Origin of the sequence: Bacillus sp. m3-13 (assembly GCF_000175075.1) — a bacterium.
Taxonomy (GTDB): domain Bacteria; phylum Bacillota; class Bacilli; order Bacillales; family Bacillaceae_I; genus Sutcliffiella_A; species Sutcliffiella_A horikoshii_C.
This window is the reverse complement of sequence record NZ_ACPC01000032.1, coordinates 1-3,381: the sequence shown is the minus strand read 5'-3', so window position 1 is coordinate 3,381 and position 3,381 is coordinate 1. Positions and strand designations below refer to the sequence as shown.

General features: G+C 43.9%; 6 protein-coding genes. All 6 read right to left on the bottom strand.

Annotated features, from left to right (window positions below):
- Positions 1-130: 130 nt before the first annotated feature.
- The gene (gene dusB / locus M313_RS0116965) at positions 131-1,132 is read right to left on the bottom strand and encodes a tRNA dihydrouridine synthase DusB (protein WP_010191442.1); all 1,002 of its coding nucleotides are present in this window, start codon (positions 1,130-1,132) and stop codon (positions 131-133) included.
- A complete protein-coding gene (locus M313_RS0116960; RefSeq protein ID WP_010191441.1) occupies positions 1,132-1,362 on the bottom strand; it encodes a helix-turn-helix domain-containing protein in 231 nt (76 codons plus the stop codon). The genes dusB and M313_RS0116960 overlap by 1 nt, the downstream gene beginning before the upstream one ends.
- Entirely contained in the window at positions 1,314-1,835 is a 522-nt protein-coding gene (gene folK, locus M313_RS0116955) for a 2-amino-4-hydroxy-6-hydroxymethyldihydropteridine diphosphokinase (protein WP_029326263.1), read from the bottom strand. Before folK ends, M313_RS0116960 begins: the two co-directional genes overlap by 49 nt.
- Positions 1,832-2,194: a dihydroneopterin aldolase gene (gene folB, locus M313_RS0116950; RefSeq protein ID WP_029326262.1), complete on the bottom strand. Its 363-nt coding sequence runs from the start codon at positions 2,192-2,194 to the stop codon at positions 1,832-1,834. The genes folK and folB overlap by 4 nt, the downstream gene beginning before the upstream one ends.
- Positions 2,187-3,041, bottom strand: a complete 855-nt coding sequence (gene folP, locus M313_RS0116945; RefSeq protein WP_010191436.1) for a dihydropteroate synthase — start codon at positions 3,039-3,041, stop codon at positions 2,187-2,189. The genes folB and folP overlap by 8 nt, the downstream gene beginning before the upstream one ends.
- Positions 2,992-3,381 (bottom strand): aminotransferase class IV (locus tag M313_RS0116940; protein WP_010198034.1); only part of this gene is annotated, 390 nt, incomplete at its 5' end. The genes M313_RS0116940 and folP, both read right to left, overlap by 50 nt.

The following is a 3,381-nucleotide window of genomic DNA, read 5'->3' as shown; positions in this document are numbered from 1 at the left end:
TACTCATTTATGTAGCAGCTTTTCTTTTATCTATCATATAGACTTTCCAACTATAAATAAAGCTAAAACTGCCAGTAGCATCTTACTGGCAGTTCAATCATGTTTTTGGGGTACAGTCGCCTAGCGTAGATTAGATAACTTGTGAAGTCATCGCTTCTTTTTCTTCTGTCTCTTCTACAAGATGATCAAGCAAACTTACAAGATCCATTCTCGTGTTACATTCATTAATAGAATTACGTACTAATGCATTGCCGCGGATGCCTTTAAGGTACCATGCTGTGTGTTTGCGCATTTCGCGTACTGCTGTATTTTCTCCTTTAAGGTCGATAAGACGATCAAGGTGAAGCTTACACACATCCATTTTTTCACGAACAGATGGTTCTCCGACAAGCTTTCCTGTTTCCAGGTATTGTACAGTACTGTAAATCATCCAAGGGTTTCCGAGTGCCGCACGACCAATCATGACACCGTCCACACCAGTTTCCTCTAGCATCCTTTTTGCATCCTGAGGAGTTTGAACGTCACCATTGCCGATGACAGGGATGTTGACGGACTCTTTAACTTGCTTGATGATGTCCCAGTCTGCATGTCCCTCATACATTTGTACTCTAGTACGGCCATGGACCGCTACCGCTTGCCCGCCTGCGCGTTCAACGGCACGGGCATTTTCAATGGCAAAGATGTGATCTTCGTCCCAACCTGTGCGCATTTTAACTGTGACCGGCTTATCAACTGCATCTACGACAGCTGCCACCATCTCATAAATCTTGTTCGGATCAAGCAGCCATTTAGCACCTGCGTCACATTTGACGATTTTTGGTACCGGGCACCCCATATTTATATCAATAATGTCTGCTGTGGTGTTTTTGTCTACGAATTTCGCCGCTTCCACAAGGGTATCTTTCTCGCCACCGAAGATTTGCAGACTTAGTGGTTTCTCGCGCTCATCAATATAAAGCATGCCCATTGTTTTGGCATTTTTATAGAGAATCGCTTTGTCACTGACCATCTCGGCACAGACAAGGCCCGCTCCGAATTCTTTAACCGTCAGGCGGAACGCGGCATTACATACTCCTGCCATTGGCGCTAAGACCACTTGGTTTTTCATGGTGATATCGCCGATTTTCAACATCAGTTATTAACCTCCTCCCTGTTTAGTTCTGGTGGTTCGAGTTCCTTTACCGTGATATTTAGTTCCTTGGCAATCGACTGAACAAGCTCCTCTGAAGGAACGCGGTTTCCCCGTTCAACCTCTCCTAGTACAGAGACTGAAATATGAAGATTTTTAGCAAATGATTCTTGGGTATATCCTTTTAGCTTTCGGTAAGCCCGGATACGTCTTCCCCACTTTTCGGCTTCCATACATGTACCCCTTCTCTATCTTGTTGTGCAAGAAGTTCTTTTCTATCTATCTCTATGGGCAGATCTTTATTTTCCGCGATCTCCATTAAAGGAACAAAAACAAAAGCTCTTTCCCACATTCTCGGATGAGGGATAATAAGCTCTTCTGTTTCAATATTTTCTTGGTTATACAATAAAATGTCAAGGTCTAAAGTACGCGGACCCCAACGCACCTCTCTTTTCCGCCCAAAAAAATGCTCAAATCCTTGTAATACCTTTAATAAATCAAAAGGGGGCAACTGAGTGTTTACTTTAATTACCATATTTAAAAACTTGTCCTGGTCTGTATAGCCGACAGGATCTGTTTCATAAATGGAAGATTCCTTTTCTAAAGTTATCTTTTCATGTTGATGGATTTGTTCCACTGCATCTTGAAGGTACCCGGCACGGTTTCCTTGATTGGATCCCAGGGCAATATAAGCTGTATTCATCACGAACGGCCCCTCGTTATTTCTACTGCGACAGATTCATAGTGGCCAGGGATCGGCGGGTCCGGCTTGATTGCTTTAATGGTACAACTTTGAATGAGTTCAAAGGCGGACAGAATTTCCTCTGCAATTCTCTCCGCAACGGTTTCTACTAATTTGTGTGTTTCACCCTCGACTACTTTTTTACATGTATTATATAGATCTGCATAGTTCACCGACTGGGTAAGGTCATCTGTTTTGCCTGCTTTGGATAGATCAAGTTCTACCTTCAGATCAATGATAAACCGTTGGCCAAGTTTCGTTTCTTCCGGAAATACGCCATGGTAGCCGTAGAATTTCATCTGATTTACATATATTTTATCGATAGGTAACCTCTCCTTCAGAAAGCATGGCATCCATCATTTTCGCCATACGCGTAATTTCTTTCACATCATGTACTCGGACGATGTGACAGCCCTTCTGTATACCAAGGCACACCGTGGCCCCGGTCCCTTCCATTCTTTCCTCAGCAGGAAGATCTAACACATGACCGATAAACCTTTTTCTAGATGTACCAAGCAACAACGGGTAACCTAAGGTATGGAAATGGTCGAGCTTTTGCATCACTTTAATATTGTCTTCAAATGTCTTGGCAAACCCTATCCCGGGGTCCAAAATGATGTTTTCATCCTTCACCCCGGCACGCTTGACCAATGTAATGCTCTCAAACAAATCACTGATCATATCCGGAATCAACTGGTGGTAGTCCCGCTCTTTCCGGTTTTGCATAAGGATGATTGGTACTTGGAGCTCAGCTGCAACAACAGGCATGGCTGGGTCTTCCTTTGCCCCCCATACATCATTGATAATGTGGGCGCCTGCCTGTATTGCTTGCCTTGCAACTTCCGCCTTATAGGTGTCGATGGAAATGGGTACTTGCACTTCCTTAGATATAGCCTGTATAACCGGAATGACCCGCTCCAGTTCCTGCTCAAGGCTCACCTTCTCCGCACCGGGCCTGGTCGATTCCCCGCCTATATCAAGGATATCCGCCCCTTGCGCCACAAGTTCCTTTGCACGCAGAACCGCACGTTCCACTTCATTGTATTTGCCTCCATCGGAAAAAGAATCCGGAGTGGCATTCAAGATCCCCATGATTAAGGTTTTTTCACCTAACGGTAAGTTATATGGTCCACATGTCAGCTTCGTTTGATATAAGTTCGTATTTCCCATTTTTACAATCTACCTTCTTTACCTGTTGATAGGACATCAATTGTTTTTCTGTGCTTTGTGTATACAAACCCTTCAGACAAGTGAGCCACGATGAATTCACCGCAGGAAATATTGTGTCATCCAGCTCAGCAATCCGAATTATTTCCTGGGTGGAGTTGGTAATGAATACTTCATCCGCTTCTAAAAGTTCCTCTTTCGGAAACTTCCCTTCTATCACTTCCAGGTTGAGACGGGAGCATAAGTGCAGGATGAACTTTCTGGTCACTCCATTTAAAATTCCTGTCGAAATGCTCGGGGTATAGACGGTATCCCCTTTTATCCAAAAGATATTAGAGACTAA

Coding starts and splice junctions, on each gene's coding strand:
- dusB (WP_010191442.1), bottom strand. CDS start 1,132: ATGTTGAAAATCGGCGATATCACCATGAAAAACCAAGTGGTCTTAGCG.
- M313_RS0116960 (WP_010191441.1), bottom strand. CDS start 1,362: ATGGAAGCCGAAAAGTGGGGAAGACGTATCCGGGCTTACCGAAAGCTA.
- folP (WP_010191436.1), bottom strand. CDS start 3,041: ATGGGAAATACGAACTTATATCAAACGAAGCTGACATGTGGACCATAT.